Source organism: Herbaspirillum sp. SJZ107, from assembly GCF_006715485.1.
Lineage (GTDB): Bacteria > Pseudomonadota > Gammaproteobacteria > Burkholderiales > Burkholderiaceae_D > Telluria.
Genome location: NZ_VFNH01000001.1, coordinates 212,973 through 236,100 on the forward strand (window position 1 = coordinate 212,973; position 23,128 = coordinate 236,100).

A 23,128-nucleotide genomic window follows, 5' to 3' on the forward strand; every position below is an offset into this window, starting at 1 on the left:
CGATGAATACTTCGACCCTGGCCGCAAGGCGCCGCAGCCTGTTCTGGCGCATCCACTTCTGGGCGGCGCTGATCGCTTCTCCCTTCGTCCTGGTCGCCACGCTGACCGGGCTGCTGTACATCTTCACGCCGCAGATCGAGGCCGGCCTGTACGGCCACCTGGAACGGGTGACGCCGCCGGCGGGCGCCGCCATGCTGCCGCTCGACACCTCGGTGGCGGCCGCGCGCAGCGTGGCGCCGGCCGGGCTGGAGATCCAGTCCGTGCTGCCGCCGGCCACACCGCAGGATGCGCTGAAGGTGGGCTTCGGGCCGCCGTCGCGCGCCGCGGGCGAGCATGCGAGCCACGTGCCGGCGGCGGCGCGGCCCGCAGCCGACCTGGCCAGGCGCACCGTCTTCGTCGATCCCTACGACGCCCGCGTGCTCGGCACCCAGATCGACCAGGACCGCTTCAGCGAATGGGCGCGGCGCCTGCATTCGCGTCTGCTGCAGGGCGAATCGCTGCGCTGGATGATCGAGCTGGCGGCCAGCTGGATGCTGGTGATGCTGCTGACCGGCGTCTATTTATGGTGGCCGCAATCGAACCAGCCGGCGCTGCCGCGCGCCGGCGTGCGTGGACGCCAGGGCTGGCGCCAGTGGCACGCCTTCCTCGGCGTCGCGCTGGGCGTGCTGAGCCTGGCGATGGTCCTGACCGGCATCACCTGGAGCAAATACGCCGGCAACCAGGTCCGCGCCGTGCGCGACTGGGCAGGGCAGGCGTCGCCGCAGGTGCCGCCGCACCTGCACTCGATGCCGACCGGCGGCCCGCAGCTGGATTACCAGCAGGCCTGGCAGCGGGTGCAGGGGTTGGTGCCCGGCGTGCCGGTGGCCTTGACCCCGCCGCGCGGCCCGCACGGCTTGTGGCGCGCCGCGTCCGCCGATCGTCCGCATCCGGGCAACCGCTTCGACCTGGTGTTGAACGCCTACGACGGCAGCGTGCTGTACCGGGCGGGCTGGGAACGCCAGACCGCCTTCGGCAAGGCCACCGCGGTCGGTATTCCCTTCCACCGCGGCGAGCTGGGCCTGTGGAACCAGGCGCTGCTGTTCGTGTTTGCGGCCGGGGTGCTGTTTTCGACGGTGTCGGGCTGGGTGATGTTCTTCAAGCGCCGCCGCGCGGGGCAGCTGGGCTTGCCGAAGCTGTTGCCGGGCGCCTGGCGCGCGGCGCCGCTGTGGGCGGTGGTGCTGGGGATCGGCCTGTGCGTGCTGATGCCGCTGCTGGCCCTGAGTACGCTGGTGCTGCTGGTGGTGGAAATCGGGCTGGGACGCGCGCGGCTGCGCGCGCAGGCCGCCGCTTAGTTACGCGGCTGCCGGCGCCGTTCGTGGTGGCGCCGTGCCTGCGGATTGGCGACGGTCCGCAACAGGATCTCGGTGGGTACGTGGCAGCTTTCCAGGTAGCCGAGCGCGAACTTGAGCCCACGCGTTTCCGCCAGGAATAGCGCGTATTCGACTGTCATTCCAGTTTCTTCGTCGACTCTTCGTTGGGGCATAGGTCCACCTGTCAGTAAATGCAAATGCCAACATCACGAAAGTGGCGTTGCCATGTTGCTATTCTATATTTACCGAACGAGGGGACAGAATGATTATGTTAACAATTGTTACGGCTGTGGTGGCGGGTCCACAGCCGTATTTTTTAGAACAATCGTGCTATCAGCCGAGTTGTCAGCCGCGTTGCCGGCGGCGCATGGCAAGCAGGCCGGACATGCACAAGGCCGACAGCATCAGCGCCGCCGTCGACGGTTCCGGCACCTCGGCGGTGATCGAGAAGGTGTCGCCGGCGCGCAGTCCGGCCGTGCTCAGCAGCCAGTCGGTGGCGCCGGCTTCGCCGAGCGGATCGCCGAAGTGGAACTCTGCCCATTCCGGCGTCCTGAAGTCGATGCCGGCGTAGTCGCTGCCGTAGCTGATGCGGCCCAGTGTGCCGAAGGTCGGGGTGACGCTGCCGGCCTGGGCAAAGCGGATGCCTTCCAGGTGGAAGTCGAAACTTGTCAGCGCGGCGCCGCTCAGGTTGCGCACGATGGCGTTCAGGCTCAGCGGGCCGAGCAGGTCGTCCGCTTCGAGCCGGAAGTCGAGGCGGGTCGGCGCGAAGCGTTCTAGGTCGAGGTCGAACGAGACCGCGCCGGGCGTGCTGTAGTCGGTGACGGCATTGCCGCCGTGGGCGCTGCTGCCGGTCAGCACGGCGGCGTGGCCGGCCGACGACAGCGCGAGGGCGCAGGCGAGGGCGCACAGGGTTTTTGCTTGCATGAGGGGGTCTCCTGGAAGGTTTACAGAGGGCCGAGCGCCCACGGTCCCGCGATGGCGAAGGTGATGCCCGGGGTCTGGATGTTCACGAACAGGTAGCGGCCGGTCGGATCGAAGCAGCAGCCGGCGAATTCGTTGCCGCGGTGGTCGCCCGCCAGCGAGGTGCGCTTGCCGGCCACCTGCAGCTGGCCCGCAGTCAACACCACGTTGTTCTTGGCAAAGATGTAGGCGTCGCCGCCGCCGGTGATGCCCATCAGGCGCTGGCCGAAGCCGAAGCTGTCGGTGGTGGCGCTGGAGGCGTCCTCGCAGATCAGGATGGCGTTGCGCGGGCTGATGGTGAGGTTGTCGCCCATGTTGCCGACGGTCGTGTTGGGGCTGGCGTAGATGCAGCGCATTACTTGCGCCGCCAGGTCGAGTTCCCAGATGGCGCCGCGCGAGATCGGGCCGCCGGCGGTGTCCATGACGAACATCTTGCCCTGCGCATGCCAGATGCCTTCGCCGCGGTTCATGCGCAGCGCACCCTGCACCCAGCCCTGCACGAAGGGGCCGGCGGCATTGGTGATGGTGGTGCCCGACGGGCCGGTGGCGTCGCCGCGGTTCTGGTCCGGATTGGCAATGTCGACCCAGTCGAGGGCATAGGTGTCGCCCACCAGCGCGCCGGCGATGTTGGCGTTGACCCTGGTCCTGGCGCGCGCCATCTGCAGCACGCCGCCCATGGCCAGCGTGCCGTAGCCGCCGCGCACGTCCGGCACGTAGCGGTAGAAGCCGGATTTGCCCGACTGGTCCTCGGTCATGTAGACGATGCCGGTGGCCGGATCGACGGCGGCGGCTTCGTGGGCGAAGCGGCCCATGCCGACGATCGGCAGGCCGGTGGTCTGGCTGGGCTCGGGCGACACTTCGAACACGTAGCCGTGCTTCTTGCCGGCGCTGCTGACGGCGTCGGAGCCGACTTCCTCGCAGCTCAGCCAGGTGCCCCAGGGCGTGATGCCGCCGGCGCAGTTACCGTCGGTGCCGCCCAGGCTCGGCGTGACGCTGACCCAGTTGCCGTCGCGGAACAGCAGGTTCGTGGTGCCGCCGCCCAGCTGGGTGCTGGTGCTGCTGTAGCTGCTGTCGTAGACGCCGTGGGCGTCGATGAAGCTGGCCGGGCTGGCGGCGTGCACTTCATGGTTACGGATCAGCACCAGCTCGCTGCTGCGCCCGGCCTTGCGCGCTACCACCACGCCCATGCCGTCGTGGGCCGCCGGGCAGGGCTTGCCGTTGCTCATCAGGTCGCCGGTCCAGCCGAAGCTTTTATAGGTGAAGCCGGCCGGCAGCTGCAGCAGCGGCAGGCCGGTCGTCAGGTCGTTGACCGGCGCGATCGGGCCGTAGGGGCTGGCGACCAGGGCGCTGGCGCCGTTGGTCACGGCGGCGGCTTCCCTGGCTTGCAGGGCGGCGAAGGCACCGACGAAGGGCAGGGTCGATGCGCCGGCCATGCCCTTGAGCAGGCTGCGCCGCGAGGGCGAGATATCCTTGTTTGTCATGCTGAGCGCTCTCCAGTAGCGTGCCGGGCTGGCACGGGCTCATGCATTAAAACAAACAAAAACTACAGTGTAATGACAGCAGAATGACAAGTTTCAGGTGCTGCCCGGCCTTCAGCCGCGCCGTTCGCCGAGCCGCAGCAGCCAGTCGCACAGCGGCTGCGCCGCATCTTCCCAGCGCGGCTCCAGCATCAACGCGTGGGCCAGGCGCGGCACCAGCGTCGGCAGCACGCCGTAGTAGGCGGCGGTGCCGCGCACCGCATCGGCACCGATGAAGCGGTCGGACCCGCCGCCGAGCACGAACATCGGCGGTGCCTGCCAGGGCGCGGGCGCGAACGGGCGCCAGCCCTGCAGCTCGACGCCGACGTGGCGCGATTCGCCGTGCACGCGCGCCATGAAGCGCGCATAGGTGGCGTCGGGCAGGTCGTCGGAGAACAGGTTGCGGCGCATGATGGCCGGATCGAGACCGGCGGCGCTCTTGCCGTCCAGGCGCAGCAATTGCTGGAACAGGTCGGGCGCGGACAGCAGCATGCGCCAGGCGGAATAGGCCAGGCCCCAGGGCGGCACCGAGGCCAGCAGCGCCGCGCCGGCCAGCTGGCCGCCGCTGTTGCCGCCTCGGTTGCCGCCCCGGTTACCGCCGGTGCGGATCCAGTCCTGCAGCACTGCGCCGCCGAGCGAGTGGCCGATCACCACCAGCGGTCTGTCGGCCAGGCCGGCCGCGGTCTGGCGCAGGTCTTCGGTGTAGTCGGCCAGGCGCCAGTCGTTGAGGCGTTCGCGGCCCTCGCTGCCGCCATGGCCGCGCAGGCTCAGGGCGTGCACCTCGAAGCCGGCATCGGCCAGGTAGGGCATGAAGTGCTCTTCCCAGACCCAGGCGCCGACGCAGATGCCATGCACCAGCAGCAGGCGCGGGCTGTCCGGGCGCGGACGCGCGGGTGTGCGCACGAGGATTTCGAGTTTCGGCATGGCGATGGCCTGGAAGACACGATGCCCCATCTTAGCGCATCGCGGCATCAGTGCCACGCCTCAATAGGCCGGCGCGTCCAGCATGGCGTCGAACAGGGCGGCGCGGGCCTCGCCGTGCGGACTGCGCCAGTACGAGGCTGTCGTGGAGGCGGGCACGCCGTCGCGCAGCAGGCGGTGTTCCAGCGGGCGTCCCATCAGGCGCACGTGGACATAGCCGGCGAAGCTGTCGGCGATGTCTTCGTGCACGCTGGTGGCCGCGTACAGGGTCGGAAAGCCGGTGCGGCCGAGTGCGAGGTAGGCGGCTTCGGCGTCGCGCAGCGACAGGCGCGGCGCGCCATAGTAGACCAGCTCGCCGCGCTGCGAAAAATCGTGGCCGGCGCGTGGCGTGAAGCGGCCATCCGGCGCCGCCTGCCAGCACAGGTCGAGCAGCGGATACGAAGGTGCGCCGGGGCCGGGGCGCCACCACATCGGCGCCAGCGCCTTGATGGCGGCCAGCACGTGGCCGAACTCGTGCAGCAGCACGAACTGCAGGGCGGCGACGCGGTCGTCGCCGGCGGCGTCGGCGATGCGCGCTTCCAGGCGCAGGCCGTCGGCGGCCTCGAACGGCATGTTCTCGCGCCGCTCGAACCAGCCGTTGGCGGTGACGCCGGCGAAGGCGCCGGCATCGATGGCCACGAAAGCGCCGATCAGTTCGCCTTCGGGGCCGGCGACCACGCTGCTGACCGCCGAGGCGCCGGTGCCATCCATCACGAACACGCCCAGCAGGCAGGGCGCGAGGTGGCGCAGCACGGCGCCGGGCAGGCCGGCCAGGGCGGCGTCGAGGTCCCGGTCCAGAGCGGCATCGGGGCGGGCGGGGCGCGCCACGGCGGCCTTGCCGGTGGCTGCGTGATGGCGTCCGATGAAGTCGATCAGCTCGCGCGGGGCGAGGCCGCGGCGCTCGGTGAGCGGGTGGCGCAGCAGGGTTTCCCAGAGCAGGGGATCGGAGGTGACGAGCATGATGTCGACGCGGCGGTTGCTGGATGGCTTATTGTCGCCAGAGTGCGCGTCGAAGGGAATCGGGGGTGGTGTAAATTCAGGTAAAAGGCATGCAGTCCAGGTTGTCGCCGGCAGCTGCACGTCGCCCCTGCCTGCGCAGGGGCGACGGCCTGTCAACTACGCTGAGCCACCGGCACCTCATGATCCCCCAGCAGGATCTTGTCCGGCGTGATCGGCGTGCTGCGCAGACGCTTGCCGGTCGCATGGAAGATCGCATTCGCCACCGCCGCCGCGGTGCCGACGATGCCGATCTCGCCGACGCCCTTGGCACCGAGCTGCTTGCTGACCACGCGGTCATCCTCGTCGACAAAGATCACATCGATGTCGTGGATATCCGCGTTGACCGCCACATGATATTCCGCAAAGTTGTGGTTCATGAAGCGGCCCAGGCGGTGGTCGGTGAAGCTTTCCTCGTGCAGCGCCTGGCTGATGCCCCAGACCACGCCGCCGATGATCTGGCTGGTGGCGGTCTTGGCGTTGATGATGCGGCCGGCCGCCACCGCATCGACCACGCGCGTGACGCGCACGATGCCGAGCTTTTCGTTGACGCGCACCTCGACGAACACCGCCGAGTGGACCGCGCGCACGTACTTGCGCTGCTTCAGCATCTGCGGGGTCATCAGGAATTTTTCCTCGACCCTGTCCTTGCCGGCCTGGGCCAGCAGGGCGGACAGCTCGATGCCGTTGTCCGGCTGGCCGCGCAGGTGGATCTTGCCGTCGTTGAACTCGACGTCTTTGGCCTTCATGCCTTTGAAGATCGAATCCTTCTGCGACTGCGCCATCTTCAGCAGCGTGGCCTTGAGCTTGTCGCAGGCGCCATGCACGCCGCCGCCGACGGTGGCCATGTGCGAGGAACCGCCTTCGATCGGCGCCAGCGGCAGGGTGGAGTCACCCAGCTGGAAGGTCACGCGTTCGAGCGGCAGGCCGAGCTGTTCGGCGGCGACCATCGCCATCACGGTGTACGTCCCGGTGCCGATGTCGGATGCCGCGCTGGACACCACCAGGCGGCCGTCGGCATGCAGCACCGCCGAGACGCGCGCCACCATCACCAGGGAATCCCAGATGCCGCTCGCCATGCCCCAGCCGATCAGCTCCTCGCCGTCGCGCATCGAGCGCGGCTCGAGCGGGCGGTCTTTCCAGCCGAAGCGTTCCGCGCCCTGCAGGTAGCACTGGCGCAGTTCCTTGGTCGAGTAGGGCTTGTCGTCGAGCGGATTCACCTCGGCGTAGTTCTTGAGGCGGAATGCGAGCGGGTCCATCTTGAGTTGGTACGCCATCTCGTCCATCGCCACTTCGAGCGCGTGCACGCCGTGGGCCGCGCCCGGCGCGCGCATGTCGATCGGGCTGTGGCGGTCCTGGCCGATCACCTTGTAGTCCAGCTTGATGTTGTCGCAGGCGTACAGCTGGCCGGACCAGTTGACGATCACTTCGACGTAATCCTCGAGACGCGAGGTTTCCTGCAGCGCTTCGTGCCAGATCGCCTGCAGCTTGCCGTCCGGCGTGGCGCCCAGCTTGACCTTCTGCCAGGTCTCGGGACGGTGGCCGAAGCTGAACATCTGCTGGCGCGTGAGGACCACCCGCACCGAGCGCTTCAGCTTGAGTGCCGCCATCACCGCCAGCGGCAGCTGGTATTGCGGACGCAGGCCGGAGCCGAAGGCGCCGCCCACGTAGGGGTTGCGTACCGTGACCTTGTCCTTGGACAGGCCGAAGGCATGCGACACGTACCAGCGGCAGTTCTGCGAACTCTGGTTCTTGTCGTAGATGGTCAGGTGGCCGTCTTCGCCGTAGACCACGGTGGAGGCGAACATCTCCATCGGGTTGTGGTGCTCGACGCCGTGGTAGAACTCGGATTCGATCTTGACCGGCGCCGCGTCCCAGGCCTTTTCGCCGTCGCCCTTCGAGCTTGGCGGCGTGAAGCCGGCCTTCAGCGGGCGCGGCTTGTAGGCCTTGTTCAGGCTGTCCAGCAGGTTGGTGTCGTGCTCTTCGATGTCGTAGGTGGCTTTCACCAGGGCTGCGGCATGGCGCGCCGCCTCGAAGGTCTCGCCGATCACCAGCGCGATCGGCTGGCCGCTGTAGAAGATGCGGTCGCTGAACAGCGGGCGGAAGGGCGAGCCGGCCGGTGCCGTCATGTCCTTGAAGGCCAGGTCGTTGGAGCGCATCTTGGGCCGGTTCTCGTGCGTGATCACGTCGATCACGCCGGGGGCGGCCAGGGCCGCACTGGTGTCGATGCTCTTGATGCGGCCTTTCGTCGCGGTGCCGCTGACGACCACGCCGTAGGCCAGGTCGGGCGCCGCGTGTTCGGCCGCATACCGGGCGGCGCCGGTCACCTTGGCGTGGCCGTCCACGCGCGACACGGCCATGCCGGTGCGTACGCGGCCGGTGCCCTCGGGCGCGACCGGAGTGCGCAGTTCGGGAATCAGGTCGGTCATTCTGTACCTCTCTTTGCAAACTCGGTGCCGCGCACGGCGGTGTTCAAGGCCTGCACGATGGCGTTCTTCGCCAGCGTCAGCTTGAAGGCGTTCTGGCCATAGCCGCGCGCACCCTGCAGGATGCGGTCGGCGGCCGCTTCGAAGGCGGCGTCGCCGGCGGTCTTGCCGACCAGCTGCTGTTCCGCTTCCTCCACGCGCCACGGCTTGTGGGCGACGCCGCCGAGGGCGATGCGGGCGGCGCGGATGGTGCCGCCGTCCAGGTCGAGCGCGGCGGCGACCGACACCAGCGCGAACGCATACGACAGGCGGTCGCGCACCTTGACGTAGGCCGAGTGATCGACGAAGCGCGCCGCGTCGGGCAGCGTGATGTAGGTGATCAGCTCGCCCGGCTGCAGGTTGGTGTCGATGTGCGGCGTGTCGCCGGGCAGGCGGTGGAACTCGGCGAACGGGATCGCGCGTTCGCCGCCGTTGCTTGACCTCACGTGCACCGTGGCGTCGAGCGCGCGCAGTGCCACGCACATGTCGGACGGGTGGGTGGCGATGCATTGCTCGCTGGTGCCGAGGATGGCCAGCTGGCGGTTGATGCCGTTCTTGGCCGGGCAGCCGGTGCCGGGTTCGCGCTTGTTGCAGGGCGTGCCGACGTCGTAGAAGTAGACGCAGCGGGTGCGCTGCAGCAGGTTGCCGCCGTTGCTCGCCATGTTGCGCAGCTGCGGCGAGGCAGCGGCCAGCATGGCGGCCGACAGCAGCGGGTAGCGGCTGCGCACCGTGTCGTGGTAGGCGGTGGCGGCATTGCGCGCCAGCGCGCCGAGGCGCAGGCCGCCTTCGTGTTCTTCGATCACGTCGAGGCCCGCATGTTCGAGCGGGTTGATGTCGACCAGGCTGGAAGGCGTCATCACGCCTTCCTTCATCAGGTCGAGCAGGTTGGTGCCGCCGGCAACCGGGCGCGCGCCATCCGGCGCGAGCAGGGGCAGGGCGGCATCGATGTTCTGGGCTTGGGCAAAGGCGAATGGATTCATACGAGCACCGGTCCGGTTGTCAATCCATCGGCACCGGACGCTGCGCCCGGCTTGCCTTCTTCGATCCCCATCACCTTGCATACGGCCTGGCGGATCTGCGGGTAGGCGCCGCAGCGGCACAGGTTGCCGCTCATCAGTTCGCGCACGTCGTCGACGGTTTTCGCCTGGCCTTCGGCGATCAGGCCGGCGGCCGAACAGATCTGCCCCGGCGTACAGTAACCGCACTGGAAGGCATCCTGTTCGATGAAGGCCTGCTGCAGCGGATGCAGCTCGTCGCCTTTCGCCATGCCTTCGATCGTGGTGACTTCATGCCCGTTCTGCATGACGGCCAAGGTCAGGCAGGAATTCACGCGCTTGCCGTCGACCAGCACGGTGCAGGCGCCGCACTGTCCGTGGTCGCAGCCTTTCTTGGTGCCGGTCAATCCGGCCCGTTCGCGCAGCAGGTCGAGCAGGGTGACCCAGGATTCGACTTCGAAATCCCGGTCCTGGTCGTTGATGCGCAGCCGGATGGGGTACTGCTGGTAGAGGTCCATGGCCGTCCTTTCATGAGCGAAGCCTCTACCTTACGAGGCAGAGGCGCGCTGGACGGTTAAATGACACACATAATGAAAAGACAACTCAAAGTCGGACGCTGTGGTACCAGCGCGACACAAGCCTCACTCTTTTGTAGCCAGGTAATGTATTGGCGTCACAATGGATACCAGACAGCCAGCTACAGGGAAAGGCTGCATAAACCGTGAATGCAGCCTGATTATTTCGTTGTAGAATCACAAAAGTTTTTATTGGTAATCAAATATTTCTATAGGGTAATAATTGTGGTGGCAATGCACTATACACCCGAGTTCGGCTAAAATCGGGCACATCCAGCTGTGCTTTGCGCCGACACCACCGCGCCCTCGCTACCCCAGCTTTCATCCGGCCCCAACGCTGCCGGTTCTTTCTTCGCCCACCGCGGCAAGGATTGTTAATGCTCAGCCAACAAGAACTCGCAGAACAAGAACGCATCTCGGCATTGCATCGCCTGAACGTCCTCGATACCCCCGGGGAAGAACGCTTCGACCGTTTTACACGCCTGGCGGCGGCCGCCTTCGGCGTGCCGATCGCGCTCGTCTCGCTGGTCGACACAGACCGCCAGTGGTTCAAGTCCTGCATCGGCATCGACTCGCCCGGGACGCCGCGCTCGGTCGCCTTCTGCAGCCACGCCGTGGCGCTGGACGACATGCTGGTGGTGCCGGATACCCAGCTCGACGAGCGCTTTGCCGCCAATCCGCTGGTGACCGGCGCCCCCCACGTGCGTTTCTACGCCGGCCAGCCGGTACGCAGCCTGGATGGCCAGCCGCTCGGCACCCTGTGCATCGTCGATACCCGTCCGCGCATGCTGGACGACGCCGGCCGGCGCATGCTGCGCGACCTGGCCCAGCTGGTGCAGGATGAACTGAACCGCAGCGTGCTGGTGGCCGCGCGCGACGCCGCCCGGCATGAGCTGATCGAACTGAATGCGCGGCTGGAACGCCGCGTCGAAGAGCGCACGCGCGAGCTGCACGAGAAGAATCACGCGCTCGAGCAGGAAATGCAGCAGCGCCAGGCTGCCAGACAGGCGCTGCGCCAGAAGCAGGCCTTGCTGGATGCGGTGCTGGAATCGGTGGACGTCGGCGTGCTCGCCTGCGATGCGGACGGCAAGCTGAGCGTGTGCAACCGCGCAGCGCGCGAGTTCCAGGAACTCGACGGCGTGGCCAGCATCGACCGCGCCGCCCACTACGCGCTGTACCGCGACGATGGCGTGACGCCGCTGGGCGCCGACGAACTGCCGCTGGAACGTGCATTATTGGGCGAGCGGATCCAGGATATGCCGATAGTGGTGGGCGGCAGCAGCGCCGCGCCGCGCCGCGTGCTGGCCAGCGGCCGTCCTCTGAAAGGCCTCGGCGGCGAAACGCTGGGCGCCGTGGTCGCCCTGAAGGACGTCAGCGAGCTGTATGCCTCGCGCACGCTGGCGCTCGAAAGCGAGGAACGCCTGCGCACCATCGCCGACAACGTGCCGGCCCTGATCGCCTACCTCGACACCGGCCTGCGCTACCGCTTCGCCAACGACCGCTACCGCGAGTGGTTCGGCGTGCGCTGCGACACCATGGTCGGCAAGACCGTGCCTGAAGCAATGGGCGAGGCCTTTTATGCGCCGCGCCGGGCGGCGCTGGAGCGCTGCCTATCCGGCCACGGCTCCTATCTCGAGATCGAAGAAGAGCGGCGCGGCCGCAAGCGCGTGATCAGCACGACCTACCTGCCGCACCTGCGCGATGGCAAGGTGCAGGGCATCTACGTGCTCTCGACCGACGCCACCTCGTCGCGCGAATACGAGCGCCAGCTGCATGCACTGGCCCATTCCGACCACCTGACCGGCCTGCCCAACCGCCGCAGCTACGAAGAACGCCTGGTGCAGGCGATCGCGCGCGCGCGCCGCGGCGCCATGCCGCTGGCCCTGGCCTACCTCGACGTCGATCACTTCAAGCAGATCAACGACAGCCTCGGCCATGCCGGCGGCGACGCCGTGCTGCGTGAATTCGGCCGCCGCCTGAATGCCGCCGTGCGCGTCACCGACACCGTGGCGCGCCTGGCCGGCGACGAATTCGTGATCGTGCTCGAGCAGGTCGGCTCGCCGCTCGAATGCCGCCGCATCGGCGACAAGCTGCTGGAAGCGATGCAGGCGCCGTTCGAGATCGAGGGCAAGCAGCTGCCGGTTACGGCCAGCATCGGCTTCGCCTGGAGCGCCCACCCGGAGCAGGCCACGCTGGCGCACGGCGCGGACGCCGCCCTGTATGCGGCGAAGCGCGCCGGCCGCAACACCGCGTCGGTGCAGGTGGCCGGACACTGATTAACGTAAAGTAGCGCAGTTGCTCAGGGCGCCGAGGCGCCTTGAGCAGCTGCGCCGTGTTCCTTCACATACCGGATCGCGTCGAGGTTGTTCGGATCGAGTTCGAGCACGCGGCGGTAGCTGGCCAGCGCTTCCTGTGCCTGGCCGGTCTTGGCCTGCATCTCGCCCAGGCCGTCGTACATGATGCTCTGGTTCGGATACAGGTGGGCGCCGAGGCGGAAGATCTCGCGCGCCTGCGCCGGACGTTCGATCCGGGCCAGTTGCACGCCCCAGCCGATCAGCGCACTCTCTTCCAGCTTGAACGCCGGGTTCTGTGCGACGAAGCGCGCGTATTCCGGAATCGCCTTGTCGAAGCCGGCGGCCGCCAGGCTGCGCACGAAGCTTTCCTGCGTCGGCGGCATGCTGCCCTTGTGGCGCCGGATGTCGGTGAGCATCGTGTGCGCCGGCACCCCGTTGGCCGCCGGGGTATTGTTGAGGAAGGCGAGGCCGCTGCTGTCGCCCTTCAGGTAGGCATCCAGGAAGCGCAGCGTGTAGCGCGCGGCCCAGCTGTGCTGCAGGTTGATTTCGTCGCGGCTGTAGTCGCCGAAATCGCTGAACTCCTTGTCCGGCATCATGCGCAAGGCATACGAGGCAAAGTCCGGATGCTTCATCGGCAGCATCGACACGATGTACACGTCCGAATAGGTCATCTCGTTCATGAACGAATAATCGGTGCGCATGTTCTCCGAGCGGTTCAGGGCTTCCATCGTCTTCGGGCGCGCGCCCACGAACAGCATCGGCAGCGCCACCCGCGCCGGCGTCACGTAGCGCGCCGACTCCTTGCCGCCGTCGACCAGCTTCGGAAAGCTGCGGATCGACCCGTCCAGGCTGACCAGCGCCTTGATGCGCGCATCCCTGGCTGCGGCGAACACGTTCGCGAGGCCGCCCCAGCTGAAGCCCACCGCCGCCACCCTGACGGTATCGGCTTGCGGCAGGGTCGCCGCGTAGCCGATCAGGAAGGAGATGTCCGCAGCCTGCGCTTCCAGGCCCGCGATGTCGGTCGTCATCGCGCGTGTGTGCGCCCCCAGCGAAGGGCTGGACAGCACGATGTAGCCGTGGCTGGCCAGCAGTTCGCACAAATCGGTGTTTTCGATGGCGTAGGCGGAGTAGCTCGGCGCATAGATCACCACCGGGAATTTGCCGCCTTCGGCACGCGCATCGCGCACCGCCAGCTGCGCCCGGGCGATGTCGCGCAGCAGCGCCTCGCGGTGGCCGTTGGTGTTGCCCTCGATGCGTTCGGCGGTCATGCGCTTGATGTCCGCCGGGCTGCGCGTGAACTCGTCTTCGCTCGGCACCGTGTCCAGGTAGTCGCGGTAGGTGACCGGCTTGCCGCCGCGCGCCGCCGGGTACCAGACCAGCGTCTGGACCGGGCGCGCGCGCTCGCCCTTCACCGGTTCGCCGGTGGCCAGGTCGATCTCGGCCTTGTAGCTGCGCGTGCGGTCGTACTGCTGGATGACCTTGAACCCGACCGCATGCGGGCCGGGCGGGGCGGAGAAGGTGAAGCCGTCGGCGGCATTGGCGGCGCCGGTGGCGGCGAGGAACAGGCAGGCGATGACGAGTTTTGGAAGGCGCATGGTCGATGGTCTCGGTGGATGACAGGTGTTTGCAAACAGATATTGCAAGACCTGTGCCATGCTCCAAGTCATTGATTCCCAAGGCTTCCTGCCTGGCTCGCACAGTGTCCGCGCTGTCCGCTCGCGGTGACCACGGACAGCGCGGACAGGCCGTTCAGAAGGTCCGTACCACGCCCAGCACCAGCGCCTTGCGGCCCAGGAACTTGCCGTTCGCGGCCGAGGTGTAGGCCGCTTCGGCGGCGTTGGTGCCGGCCGCCGCCAGGGTCACCGTGGTCGGGCCCCAGGCCTTGCTGACGCCGGCCTTCCAGTCGGTGTAGCTGGCGTTCAGGCTGTGCTGCACGTGCTGGCGCCCGGCGTGCAGGATCACGGTGAAGCCGTTGCCGGCATCCAGGTTGGCGCCCAGGTCCACGTAGCTGCTGTAGCGGCTGTCGAGGAAGCCGAACAGGTTGGTCAGCGCATTCGCGTATTTAATATAGTAGGGACCATAGCCCAGCTGGCCATACACCTCGCCGGTATTGCCGTTGACGTAGCCCGGGACGTCGCCCAGGCCGTTGCCCGGATAGACGTAGCCGAGCACGCCGACGTCGTAGCTGACGCCGTTGTCGAGGGTGCCGCGCTTGCCGCCATAGACGTCGACTTCGACGTGGCCGCCGCCGCCGGCATCCCTGGCCCAAGTGATGCTGGACAGCCAGGTTCCCGCATACCAGCCGCTGGCCGGGTCGGTCCAGTCGGCGCCGCCCTGCAGGGCTGGGTGCAGGCGGGTCTGCGAGATGCCGCGGTAGCGGTAATCCGAGATCAGGCCCAGGTTCCAGGCGACCGAGGCAGGGGCCGGGGCGGCTTCGGCGGCCGGCGTGGTGCCGGCACCGGCGCCGGTCGGTGCCGGACTGGCTTCCTGCGCGAAAGCGGGGCAGGCAAGGACGAACAGGGTGGTGGCGATGAGGTGTTTCATGGTGTTTTCTCTTTCTTAGGGATGAGCCGGTCCCGCGCCTCGCGGCGCAACCGGTTTTTGACTGCTTGGGTAAATCTAGACGGGGATCGCCAGCCGGTAACCTACGCCGGTCTCGGTGATCAGGTACTTGGGCTGCGCCGGGTCGTCCTCCAGCTTGCGCCGCAGGTGGCCCATGTAGATGCGCAGGTAGTGCGGGCTGTTGACGGACTGCTGGCCCCACACCTCGCGCAGCAGCTGCGGGTTGCTGACTACGCGTCCGGCGTTGCGCGCCAATGCGGCCAGCAATTTGAATTCGGTCGGTGCCAGGCGTACGCCGTGGCCGTCGCGGGTGACGCCATGGCCCTGCAGGTCGATCGCGACCGTGCCGAAGCGCACCACGCTGCCATTGTCCTCGGGCGCCTGCGCGCGCCGCTGGCGGCGCAGGGCCGAGCGCACGCGCGCCATCAGCTCGGCCACGCCGAAGGGCTTGGTCAGGTAGTCGTCGGCGCCGGCATCGAGCGCGCGCACCTTTTCCGATTCCAGCGTGCGCGCCGACAGCACGATGACGGCGGCGCGCGACCACTGGCGCAGGTCGGCGATGAGGGCGACGCCGTCGCCGTCGGGCAGGCCGAGGTCGAGCACCACCAGGTCGGGCTGGCGGGTGCCGGCGGCCATCAGGCCCTGGCGGCAGTTGGCGGCCTCGAGCACCTGCCAGCCTTCGTCTTCCAGCGCTTCGCGCACGAAGCGGCGGATCTGTGCCTCGTCCTCGACCAGCAGGGCGACCGGCTTCTGTTGTTCATTCATGGTGCGGCTCCGCGCTGGTGTCGATGTCTGTGCCAATGTCTGCGGCATGGTCGGCGTCGAGGTCGGGCAGGGGCGGCGGCTCGCCCCGCGGCAGCGCGATCACGATGCGGGCGCCGCCGCCGGGTGCCTGTTCGGCACGGATGGCGCCGCCGTGCGCATTCACGATCGCGCGGCAGATCGCCAGTCCCAGGCCCACGCCCGGGGTGCTGGATTCGGGCTGGCCGCGCGTGAACTTGTCGAAGATCGCTTCCTCGCGCCCCGGCGGCAGGCCCGGTCCGTTGTCGGTCACGCGCAGCTGCAGCGCATCGCTGCGCAGGCGCGCGTCGACCACGACCCGGCTGCCCGGCGGCGTGTACTTGGCGGCGTTTTCCAGCACGTTGCACAGCACGCGTTCCAGCAGCGGGGCGTCGAAGCGCACCAGCGGCAGGTCGGGCGGAATGTGCGTCTCGATCGTGTGCCCGGCCAGCACGGCGCCGCTGGCGCGCAGCGCGCTGCCGACCACTTCCTCGATCGACTGCCACTCCAGGTGCAGGTGCACGCCGCCGCTCTGGATGCGCGCCATGTCGAGCAGGTTGGTGACCAGCGTGTTCATGCGCAGCGCTTCGCTCTTGAGGGTCGCGGCCAGGCCGGCCTGCTGGCTGGAGAGCGGCGGGCGCGAGGCGGCCAGCGTTTCCGACAGCCCGACCAGCAGCGTCAGCGGCGTACGCAGGTCGTGCCCGAGCGCCGCCAGCAGCGAATTGCGCAGGCGCTCGGATTCCATGTCGACCAGCGCACCCTGGGCCACCTCGATGTAGTGCACGCGCTCGAGGGCGATCGCGGTCAGCGTGGCGAAGGTGTCGAGCTGCTGGCGCTGTTCCGGCACCGCCATCCAGTCGCCCGCGGACGCCGCCGGCGGCAGCAGGGCCAGCACGCCGCGGGTGCGCATCGGGGCCACCAGCGGCAGGTAGAACAGCGGGCTGGCCGGCAGGGTGTCGGTGCCCAGGCCCGCCGGCTGCGCATGGTCGAAGGCCCATTGCGCGGTGCCGGCTTCGGGCAGGGGAGCGTCGGAGACCGCATCCGACGGTGGCTGCAGGCGGCCTTCGGCATCCGGCAGCAGCAGCGTGGCGCGCGCGCGGAAGGCCTGCGCCACGAATTCGCGGGTGGCGTCCAGCACCTGTTCCGGCTGCAGCGCGCCCGACAGCCGGCTGGCGAACTCGTACAGCGCATGCCAGCGCCGCTCGCGCTGGCGCGCCGCCTGGGCCTGGAAGCGCAGCAGCGCGGTCAGGTGGCCGGTGATCAGGCCCACCGCCAGCATCACGCCGAAGGTCACCACGTACTGGAAATCGGACACCGCGAACGAGAAGCGCGGCGCCACGAACACGAAGTCGAGCGTTGCCACGCTGATGCAGGTGGCCAGCACCGAGGGGCCGCGTCCGAAGCGGTAGGCCACGCCCAGCACCACCAGCATGAACAGCATGGCGATGTTGGCCAGGTCGAGCCAGTCGTCGAGCAGCCAGCCGAGCAGGCCGGCGGCCAGGCTGGCGCCGGCGCCGAGCAGGTAGTGCAGGGGCTGTGCCCGATCCGGCGCCGCCTCCAGGCCGGCGGGACGGGCGGCATGCCGCTCGCGCAAGGCGCGCGCCGGCACCGCGGCGGCCGCGATCTCGAGCAGGTCGGCGCCCGGCGCCAATTGCGCCAGGCGCTGCGCCAGCGCGGGACGCCAGGCCTGCCACGGCTTCCAGGCTGCGCCCGCGGCAGGGCGCCCCAGCACCAGGCGCGACAGGTTGCGGCTGCCGGCATAGCGCGCCAGCTCGGCCGCCACGTCGGTGCCGGGCAGGACCGCGGTGGCCGCGCCCAGCTTTTCGGCCAGGCGCAGGTTGTCGAGGATCTGTTGGCGGCGTGCCGCGGGCAGGCGCTGCAGCGGCGGGGTTTCCACGTACACCGCATGCCAGCGCGCCCCCAGCTGGCCGGCCAGGCGCGCGCTGCTGCGCACCACCTGTTCGGCGTCCGCACCCGGGCCGACGCAGGCCAGCAGGGCGGCGCCGGTCTTCCACAGCGTGTCGACCGACTGTTCCACGCGCCAGGCGCGCACGTCGCCCTCGACGCGGTCGGCGGTGCGGCGCAGCGCCAGCTCGCGCAGCGCGATCAGGTTCCCCTTGCGGAAGAAGTTGCCGGCGGCGCGGTCGGCCTGCGGCCCCTGGTAGACCCGGCCCGATTTCAGGCGCGCCAGCAGCTCGTCGGCCGGCAAATCGACCAGCACCACTTCGTCGGCGCGGTCGAACACCGTGTCCGGCACGGTTTCCGCCACCCGGATGCCGGTGATGCCGCCGACCACGTCGTTCAGGCTTTCCAGGTGCTGCACGTTGACCGTGGTCCAGACGTCGATGCCGGCGGCCAGCAGGTCCTCGACGTCCTGCCAGCGCTTGCGGTGGCGCGAACCGGGCACGTTGGAATGCGCCAGTTCGTCCACCAGCACCAGGGGCGCGCCGGCGGCCAGGGCAGCGTCGATGTCGAATTCGGGCAGGGTCTTGCCGCGGTAGCCGACCTGCTTGAGGGGCAGTTGCGGCAAGCCGTCGAGCAGGGCGGCGGTCTCGCGCCGGCCATGGGTCTCAATCACACCCGCCAGCACGGTCTCCGCCGCCAGCGTGCGCGCCGCCGACAGCATCGCCCAGGTCTTGCCGACCCCCGCCGAGGCGCCGAAATAGATGCGCAGGCGCCCGCGCCGCGCGCGCGCTTCCTGTTCGCGCATCCGTGCCAGCAGCTGGTCGGGGTCGGGCCTGTGTGCTTCGTTTGCCATCGTCATGTCCGCAAGTCGTTACCGTGTGCTCAGCGTACCGGGAAATAGCGGTCCAGTGCCAGGTTCAATTCCAGCACATTCACGCGCGCTTCGCCAAGGAAGCCGAGCGGCTGCCGGGTGTGGCGTCCCACCAGTTCCTGCACGGACGCCGGGGCTATGCCGCGGGCGCGCGCCACGCGCCCGAGCTGGTACAGGATGGCCGCCGGGCTGACCTCCGGATCGAGGCCGCTGGCCGACGCGGTCACCAGGTCGACCGGCACCGGGTCCTTGTTGGCCGGGTCGGCCGCATGCAGTGCTTCGATGCGGCCTTTCACTGCCTCCACCAGCGCCGGGTTCAGCGGGCCCTGGTTCGAGCCCGAGGAGCCGGCCGCATTGTAGGGCATCGGCGCGGTGGCCGACGGGCGGCCCCAGAAGTAGCGCGGGGACGAGAACGGCTGGCCGATCAGGCTGGAACCGCGCAGCTTGCCGTTTTCGGCGATCAGGCTGCCGGCCGCCTGTGCAGGGAACAAGGTCTTGCCGACGCCGGTCACCAGCAGCGGATAGACGCCGCCGCACAGCAGGGTCAGTACCAGCAGCAGCACGAGGGGGGGACGAAATGGGGATGTCATGATGCGTTCCTAAATTAAGCCATATTCATGGCGGCCAGCGCCATGTCGATCAGTTTGATGCCGGCGAACGGCAGCAGGATGCCGCCCAGGCCGTACACCAGCATGTTGCGGCGCAGGAGGGCCGCGGCGCCGATCGCGCGGTAGGCGATGCCTTTCAGGGCCAGCGGGATCAGGAACACGATGATCAGCGCATTGAAGATCACCGCCGACATGATCGCCGAGCCCGGGCTGGCGAGGTGCATCACGTCGAGCGCCTTCAGCTGCGGGTAGGTCGCGACAAAGGCGGCCGGGATGATCGCGAAGTACTTGGCGATGTCGTTGGCGATCGAGAAGGTGGTCAGGGCGCCGCGTGTCATCAGCATCTGCTTGCCGATCTCGACGATCTCGAGCAGCTTGGTCGGGTTCGAATCGAGGTCGACCATGTTGCCGGCTTCCTTGGCGGCCTGGGTGCCGCTGTTCATCGCCACCGCGACGTCGGCCTGGGCCAGCGCCGGCGCGTCGTTGGTGCCGTCGCCGGTCATCGCCACCAGGCGGCCGTCCGACTGGTACTGGCGGATCAGCTTCAGCTTGTCCTCGGGCGTGGCCTCGGCCAGGAAGTCGTCGACCCCGGCTTCGGCCGCGATCGCCGCTGCCGTCAGGCGGTTGTCGCCGGTGATCATCACGGTCTTGATGCCCATGCGCCGCAGTTCGGCGAAGCGCTCCTTGATGCCGCCCTTGACGATGTCCTTCAGTTCCACCACGCCCATCACGCGGCCGCCGTCGACCACCACCAGCGGCGTGCTGCCGCGGCGCGACACCTCGTCCACCGCATGGCCGACCGCGGCCGGGTAGTCGTAGCCGAGTCCCAGCACATACTTGCGCATGGTGTCGGCCGCGCCCTTGCGCAGCGGGCGCTCCTCGAGGTCGACGCCGCTCATGCGGGTCTGCGCGGTGAACGGCACGAATTCCGCATTCAGCTCCGCCATCTCGCGCGCACGCAGGTTGAACTTCTGCTTGGCCAGCACCACGATGCTGCGGCCTTCCGGGGTCTCGTCGGCCAGCGAGGCCAGTTGCGCCGCTTCGGCCAGTTCGCGCTCGCTGATGCCCGGCGCCGGCAGGAACGCAGAGGCCTGGCGGTTGCCGAGGGTGATCGTGCCGGTCTTGTCCAGCAGCAGCACGTCGACGTCGCCGGCGGCTTCCACCGCGCGGCCCGAGGTCGCGATCACGTTGGCGCCCATCATGCGGCTCATGCCCGCCACGCCGATGGCGGACAGCAGGCCGCCGATGGTGGTCGGGATCAGGCACACCAGCAGCGCCACCAGCACCGTCACCGTGATCGGCAGGCTGGCGACGCCGGCTGCCCTGGCGGCATCCACGGCAAACAGCGAGAATGGCAGCAGCGTCGCGGTAACCACCAGGAACACGATGGTCAGCGCCACCAGCAGGATGGTCAGCGCGATCTCGTTCGGCGTCTTTTTACGGTTGGCGCCTTCGACCATGGCGATCATGCGGTCGATGAAGGCTTCGCCCGGATTCACGGCGATCTTCAGCACCAGCCAGTCCGACAGCACGCGGGTGCCGCCGGTGACGGCCGAGAAGTCGCCGCCGGATTCGCGGATCACCGGCGCCGATTCGCCGGTGATGGCCGATTCGTCGACCGAGGCCACGCCCTGCACCACGTCGGCGTCGGCGGGGATGATGTCGCCGGCTTCGACCAGCACGAACATGCCCTTGCGCAGGTCGGTGGCCGGGCAGGGCAGCCAAGTGGTGCCGTGCTGGGGTGCGCTCAGCTTCTTGGCCATCACGGTCTGCTTCAGGGCGCGCAGCGCGGCCGCCTGAGCCTTGCTGCGGCCTTCGGCCAGGCTCTCGGCGAAGTTCGCGAACAGCACCGTAAACCACAGCCAGAGGGTAATGGCAAATATAAACCCCGCCGGCGCTTCCCCGTTGCCGCGCAGGGCGTCCAGCCACAGCAGCGTGGTGATGATGGAACCGACATACACCACGAACATGACCGGACTGCGCCACTGCTGGCGCGGGTCGAGTTTGCGGAACGAGTCGATCACGGCCGGGCCGGCCAGTTTCGGATCGAACATGCTTATTTTATTGGAATGCGACATGAGCGCAGGCTCCTGATTATTTTGCGGAGAACAGTTGCAGGTGTTCGGCCACCGGGCCAAGCGCCAGCGCCGGGACGTAGTTCAGGACGCCGACGAGGAGCACCGCACCGATCAGCAGGCCGACGAACAGCGGGCCATGGGTCGGCATGGTGCCGGCGGTGACGGCCAGGCGCGGCTTGGCGGCCAGCGAACCGGCCAGCGCCAGCACCGGCACGATCATCGCGAAGCGGCCGAACCACATGGCGATCGCCAGCATCACGTTGTAGAAGGGCGTGTTGGCCGACAGTCCCGCGAAGGCGCTGCCGTTGTTGTTGGCGGCCGAGGTGAAGGCGTACAGGATCTCCGAGAAGCCGTGCGCGCCCGGATTGGCCACGCCGGCGGTACCGGCGCTGCTGGCGACGGCAACGGCGGTGCCGCCCAGGACCAGGATCGGCGTCACCAGGATCGCGATCGACACCATCTTCATGTCGAAGGACTGGATCTTCTTGCCCAGGTATTCGGGGGTGCGGCCGATCATCAGGCCGGCGATGAACACGCCCAGCACGGCGAACACCAGCATGCCGTACAGGCCGGAGCCGACGCCGCCGAACACGACCTCGCCGAACTGCATCAGCGCCAGCGGGGCCAGGCCGCCGAGCGGCATCAAAGAGTCGTGCATGGCGTTGACGGCGCCGCAGGAGGCGGCGGTGGTGACGGCCACGAACAGGCTCGATGCGGCCATGCCGAAGCGGGTCTCCTTGCCTTCCATGTTGCCGCCGGCCTGCAGCGCGCTTGTGCCCTGGTCGACGCCGAGCGCCTGCAGCGCCGGATGCGCCTGCGGTTCGGCCCACATCACGAGCAGGGTCATGGCCGTGAACAGGATCGCCATGGCCGTGAACACGGCCCAGCCCTGGCGCATGTCGCCGACCATGCGGCCGAAGGCGAAGCACAGCGCGGCCGGGATCAGGAAGATCGCCACCATCTGCGCGAAGTTGGTCAGCGCGTCCGGGTTTTCGTAGGGGTGGGCCGAGTTGGCGTTGAAGAAGCCGCCGCCGTTCGTGCCCAGCATCTTGATCGCTTCCTGGGACGCGACCGGGCCCATGGCGATGGTCTGGGTGGTTGCGGTCAGGTTTTCCATGACGGGATTGCCGGCGCTGTCCTTGAGGGGCTGGCCCCCGGCGTCCAGCTTGGGTTGCGAATAGGCCACCGGCTCCACCAGCGCGACTTGCTGATAAGGTTCGAAGTTCTGGATCACGCCGCGGCCGACCAGGAACACGGCCAGCACCAGCGACAGCGGCAGCAGCACGTACAGCGTGACGCGCACCAGGTCGGCCCAGAAGTTGCCGACCGATGTCGACGAGCGCGCGGCCAGGCCGCGGATCAGGGCGTAGACCACGGCGATGCCGGTGGCGGCCGAGAAGAAGTTCTGGCCGGCCAGCGCCACCATCTGGGTGAGATAGCTCATGGTCTGCTCGCCGCTGTAGCCCTGCCAGTTGGTGTTGGCCACAAAACTCACGGCGGTGTTGAAGGCGGAATCGGGCGATACCGCGCCGAGACCCTGGGGGTTCAGCGGCAGCACGCCCTGCAGGCGCTGCACGGCATAGACCAGCAGGGCGCCGAAGCCGTTGAACAGCATCAGCCCGAACGCATACGATTTCCAGCCCATGCCCTGGGCCGGGTCGACCCCGGCCGCGCGGTAGCACAGGCGTTCGAGCGGCGCCAGCCAGCCGAGGCCGGGCACCTTGCCGGCAGCGCCGACCGCGGCCAGCAGGCGGCCCAGCGGCAGCGCCAGCAGCGTGACCACGGCCAGGAAGACCGCGAGCAATACGATGGCATCGGTGTTCATTTACAGCTCCTCCGCATTCAGCAGGGCCACCACGAGGTACAGCAGCACGCCGGCCGCAGCGATGCCGGCAGCCCAATAAGTCAGGTTCATTGCTTGCCCCCCAGCTTGGCGCAGGCTTGGGCCAGGCCGCACGCGAGGGCGGTCAGCACCACCGTCGCGCAGATGTACAGGACGTCCATTTTGTTATTCCAGGATGTAGTTGACGACGCAAGCAGCTTAGGAGGCGGGGGCGAAACGAGGTGTAAAAGGTGAGCTTGGCGCCGTATATGCCGTGTAAACGTACGCTAGCGAGCACTCATCGTAGTAAATTCAATCTATGTTGTTGTGCGGCAACTGTAAGTTAATAAATAGTCAGCCGTTCGGCCGTACCGATCAATAAAGTAATGTT

The 23,128-nt window shown here is 68.3% G+C and carries 18 protein-coding genes; 2 read left to right on the top strand and 16 right to left on the bottom strand.

What is annotated here, in order from left to right; genetic code table 11:
- The first annotated feature begins 2 nt into the window (after positions 1–2).
- Positions 3–1,331 (top strand): PepSY domain-containing protein, encoded by a 1,329-nt coding sequence (locus FBX97_RS01015; RefSeq protein ID WP_141828406.1) that lies wholly within the window; start codon positions 3–5, stop codon positions 1,329–1,331.
- Here FBX97_RS01015 and FBX97_RS29445 read toward each other — a convergent pair.
- The 8 genes from FBX97_RS29445 to FBX97_RS01050 all read right to left on the bottom strand — a co-directional run bounded on the left by FBX97_RS29445 (position 1,328) and on the right by FBX97_RS01050 (position 9,760).
- On the bottom strand, positions 1,328–1,489 hold the full coding sequence (locus FBX97_RS29445; protein ID WP_185748429.1) for a hypothetical protein: 162 nt from the start codon (positions 1,487–1,489) through the stop codon (positions 1,328–1,330). The two genes, FBX97_RS01015 and FBX97_RS29445, sit on opposite strands and share 4 nt — an antisense overlap.
- Before the next feature lie 205 nt (positions 1,490–1,694).
- Positions 1,695–2,273, bottom strand: coding sequence for a PEP-CTERM sorting domain-containing protein (locus tag FBX97_RS01020; protein ID WP_141828407.1), 579 nt, complete (start codon positions 2,271–2,273; stop codon positions 1,695–1,697).
- A 20-nt stretch (positions 2,274–2,293) separates the two neighbouring features.
- A complete protein-coding gene (locus FBX97_RS01025; protein WP_141828408.1) occupies positions 2,294–3,790 on the bottom strand; it encodes a PhoX family phosphatase in 1,497 nt (498 codons plus the stop codon).
- A 111-nt stretch (positions 3,791–3,901) separates the two neighbouring features.
- Positions 3,902–4,750 carry an alpha/beta hydrolase gene (locus FBX97_RS01030; protein ID WP_185748430.1) on the bottom strand — a complete coding sequence of 283 codons (849 nt, stop codon included), beginning with the start codon at positions 4,748–4,750 and terminating at the stop codon, positions 3,902–3,904.
- 60 nt (positions 4,751–4,810) lie between these two features.
- A complete protein-coding gene (locus FBX97_RS01035; RefSeq protein WP_141828410.1) occupies positions 4,811–5,746 on the bottom strand; it encodes a hypothetical protein in 936 nt (311 codons plus the stop codon).
- Positions 5,747–5,898: 152 nt separating this feature from the next.
- A complete protein-coding gene (locus FBX97_RS01040; protein WP_141828411.1) occupies positions 5,899–8,211 on the bottom strand; it encodes a xanthine dehydrogenase family protein molybdopterin-binding subunit in 2,313 nt (770 codons plus the stop codon).
- Positions 8,208–9,227, bottom strand: a complete 1,020-nt coding sequence (locus FBX97_RS01045; protein WP_185748431.1) for a xanthine dehydrogenase family protein subunit M — start codon at positions 9,225–9,227, stop codon at positions 8,208–8,210. Before FBX97_RS01045 ends, FBX97_RS01040 begins: the two co-directional genes overlap by 4 nt.
- Positions 9,224–9,760 carry a (2Fe-2S)-binding protein gene (locus FBX97_RS01050; protein WP_141828412.1) on the bottom strand — a complete coding sequence of 179 codons (537 nt, stop codon included), beginning with the start codon at positions 9,758–9,760 and terminating at the stop codon, positions 9,224–9,226. The genes FBX97_RS01045 and FBX97_RS01050 overlap by 4 nt, the downstream gene beginning before the upstream one ends.
- 434 nt (positions 9,761–10,194) lie before the next feature.
- Between FBX97_RS01050 and FBX97_RS01055 the strand changes: the two genes are divergently transcribed.
- Positions 10,195–12,093, top strand: a complete 1,899-nt coding sequence (locus FBX97_RS01055; RefSeq protein WP_141828413.1) for a diguanylate cyclase domain-containing protein — start codon at positions 10,195–10,197, stop codon at positions 12,091–12,093.
- 23 nt (positions 12,094–12,116) lie between these two features.
- Here FBX97_RS01055 and FBX97_RS01060 read toward each other — a convergent pair whose 3' ends face one another.
- The 8 genes from FBX97_RS01060 to FBX97_RS01095 all read right to left on the bottom strand — a co-directional run bounded on the left by FBX97_RS01060 (position 12,117) and on the right by FBX97_RS01095 (position 22,830).
- Positions 12,117–13,706, bottom strand: a complete 1,590-nt coding sequence (locus FBX97_RS01060) for a dienelactone hydrolase family protein (protein WP_185748432.1) — start codon at positions 13,704–13,706, stop codon at positions 12,117–12,119.
- Positions 13,707–13,860: 154 nt separating this feature from the next.
- Positions 13,861–14,655 (bottom strand): TorF family putative porin, encoded by a 795-nt coding sequence (locus tag FBX97_RS01065; protein ID WP_141828415.1) that lies wholly within the window; start codon positions 14,653–14,655, stop codon positions 13,861–13,863.
- Positions 14,656–14,730: 75 nt separating this feature from the next.
- Positions 14,731–15,438 carry a response regulator gene (locus FBX97_RS01070; protein WP_141828416.1) on the bottom strand — a complete coding sequence of 236 codons (708 nt, stop codon included), beginning with the start codon at positions 15,436–15,438 and terminating at the stop codon, positions 14,731–14,733.
- On the bottom strand, positions 15,431–18,217 hold the full coding sequence (locus tag FBX97_RS01075) for a DUF4118 domain-containing protein (protein WP_141828417.1): 2,787 nt from the start codon (positions 18,215–18,217) through the stop codon (positions 15,431–15,433). The genes FBX97_RS01070 and FBX97_RS01075 overlap by 8 nt, the downstream gene beginning before the upstream one ends.
- A gap of 23 nt (positions 18,218–18,240) precedes the next feature.
- Entirely contained in the window at positions 18,241–18,819 is a 579-nt protein-coding gene (gene kdpC / locus FBX97_RS01080; protein ID WP_141828418.1) for a potassium-transporting ATPase subunit KdpC, read from the bottom strand.
- A gap of 14 nt (positions 18,820–18,833) precedes the next feature.
- Positions 18,834–20,891, bottom strand: a complete 2,058-nt coding sequence (gene kdpB / locus FBX97_RS01085) for a potassium-transporting ATPase subunit KdpB (RefSeq protein WP_370457106.1) — start codon at positions 20,889–20,891, stop codon at positions 18,834–18,836.
- Positions 20,892–20,931: 40 nt separating this feature from the next.
- On the bottom strand, positions 20,932–22,740 hold the full coding sequence (gene kdpA, locus FBX97_RS01090; protein ID WP_141828420.1) for a potassium-transporting ATPase subunit KdpA: 1,809 nt from the start codon (positions 22,738–22,740) through the stop codon (positions 20,932–20,934).
- On the bottom strand, positions 22,741–22,830 hold the full coding sequence (locus FBX97_RS01095; RefSeq protein WP_141828421.1) for a potassium-transporting ATPase subunit F: 90 nt from the start codon (positions 22,828–22,830) through the stop codon (positions 22,741–22,743). It lies immediately after the preceding gene.
- Positions 22,831–23,128: the final 298 nt, after the last annotated feature.

Bases quoted from the DNA above. Each gene is read 5' to 3' on its own strand.
- FBX97_RS01015 (WP_141828406.1), top strand. From the start codon at position 3: ATGAATACTTCGACCCTGGCCGCAAGGCGCCGCAGCCTGTTCTGGCGC.
- FBX97_RS29445 (WP_185748429.1), bottom strand. From the start codon at position 1,489: ATGACAGTCGAATACGCGCTATTCCTGGCGGAAACGCGTGGGCTCAAG.
- FBX97_RS01020 (WP_141828407.1), bottom strand. From the start codon at position 2,273: ATGCAAGCAAAAACCCTGTGCGCCCTCGCCTGCGCCCTCGCGCTGTCG.
- FBX97_RS01025 (WP_141828408.1), bottom strand. From the start codon at position 3,790: ATGACAAACAAGGATATCTCGCCCTCGCGGCGCAGCCTGCTCAAGGGC.
- FBX97_RS01030 (WP_185748430.1), bottom strand. From the start codon at position 4,750: ATGCCGAAACTCGAAATCCTCGTGCGCACACCCGCGCGTCCGCGCCCG.
- FBX97_RS01035 (WP_141828410.1), bottom strand. From the start codon at position 5,746: ATGCTCGTCACCTCCGATCCCCTGCTCTGGGAAACCCTGCTGCGCCAC.
- FBX97_RS01040 (WP_141828411.1), bottom strand. From the start codon at position 8,211: ATGACCGACCTGATTCCCGAACTGCGCACTCCGGTCGCGCCCGAGGGC.
- FBX97_RS01045 (WP_185748431.1), bottom strand. From the start codon at position 9,227: ATGAATCCATTCGCCTTTGCCCAAGCCCAGAACATCGATGCCGCCCTG.
- FBX97_RS01050 (WP_141828412.1), bottom strand. From the start codon at position 9,760: ATGGACCTCTACCAGCAGTACCCCATCCGGCTGCGCATCAACGACCAG.
- FBX97_RS01055 (WP_141828413.1), top strand. From the start codon at position 10,195: ATGCTCAGCCAACAAGAACTCGCAGAACAAGAACGCATCTCGGCATTG.
- FBX97_RS01060 (WP_185748432.1), bottom strand. From the start codon at position 13,706: ATGCGCCTTCCAAAACTCGTCATCGCCTGCCTGTTCCTCGCCGCCACC.
- FBX97_RS01065 (WP_141828415.1), bottom strand. From the start codon at position 14,655: ATGAAACACCTCATCGCCACCACCCTGTTCGTCCTTGCCTGCCCCGCT.
- FBX97_RS01070 (WP_141828416.1), bottom strand. From the start codon at position 15,438: ATGAATGAACAACAGAAGCCGGTCGCCCTGCTGGTCGAGGACGAGGCA.
- FBX97_RS01075 (WP_141828417.1), bottom strand. From the start codon at position 18,217: ATGACGATGGCAAACGAAGCACACAGGCCCGACCCCGACCAGCTGCTG.
- kdpC (WP_141828418.1), bottom strand. From the start codon at position 18,819: ATGACATCCCCATTTCGTCCCCCCCTCGTGCTGCTGCTGGTACTGACC.
- kdpB (WP_370457106.1), bottom strand. From the start codon at position 20,891: ATGTTCGATCCGAAACTGGCCGGCCCGGCCGTGATCGACTCGTTCCGC.
- kdpA (WP_141828420.1), bottom strand. From the start codon at position 22,740: ATGAACACCGATGCCATCGTATTGCTCGCGGTCTTCCTGGCCGTGGTC.
- FBX97_RS01095 (WP_141828421.1), bottom strand. From the start codon at position 22,830: ATGAACCTGACTTATTGGGCTGCCGGCATCGCTGCGGCCGGCGTGCTG.